We start from the raw sequence: 774 nt of genomic DNA on the forward strand, positions 1-774 counted from the left end.
TGGGGTGGTGCCGAAGACGCTGCACATCGATGAGCCGTCGAAGGAGGTGGATTGGTCGGCGGGCGAGGTGCGACTGCTGACCGAGGCCGCCGAGTGGCCGGAGACGGGACATCCGCGTCGGGCCGCTGTGTCGTCGTTCGGCGTGAGCGGGACGAACGCGCACACCATTCTGGAGCAGGCTCCGGAGACCGAGCCGGTCGAGGTCGCCGACGCCCAGGTGGCCGAGGGTCCGGTGGCCTGGGTGGTGTCGGGCCGCAGCGTGGCCGGTTTGCAGGCACAGGCCGAGCGGCTGCGGGAGTTCGTGGCGGCCCGCCCGGAGCTGGGCGTTTCGGATGTGGCCCTGTCGCTGGCGACGACCAGGTCCCCGTTTGAGCACCGTGGGGTGGTGACGGGCGCTGATCGTGAGGAGCTTCTGGCGCGGCTGGGTGCGTTGGCCGCGGACGAGGCTGCCGCTGGTGTGACGCGCGGTGTGGCGGAGGTGCGGGGCCGTTCGGTGTTCGTGTTCCCGGGTCAGGGTGCGCAGTGGGTGGGCATGGCGGTGGGGCTGTTGGAGTCCTCGCCGGTGTTCGCGGAGGCGGTCGGTGAGTGTGAGTCGGCTCTGTCGGCTTATGTGGACTGGTCGTTGGCCGAGGTGTTGCGGGGTGCTGAGGGCGCTCCTGGTTTCGACCGGGTGGATGTTGTCCAGCCGGTGTTGTTCGCGGTGATGGTGTCGCTGGCGAAGTTGTGGCGTTCGGTGGGTGTGGAGCCGGATGCGGTGATGGGTCACAGTCAGGG

The 774-nt window shown here is 69.8% G+C and carries 1 protein-coding gene; it reads left to right on the forward strand.

Features of this window, described 5'->3' with window-relative positions; all coding sequences use genetic code 11:
- A partial coding sequence (locus KN815_RS48330) for an acyltransferase domain-containing protein (RefSeq protein ID WP_216348103.1) occupies positions 1-774 on the forward strand: 774 nt, incomplete at both ends.

The organism is Streptomyces niphimycinicus (genome assembly GCF_018883605.1).
Lineage (GTDB): Bacteria > Actinomycetota > Actinomycetes > Streptomycetales > Streptomycetaceae > Streptomyces > Streptomyces niphimycinicus.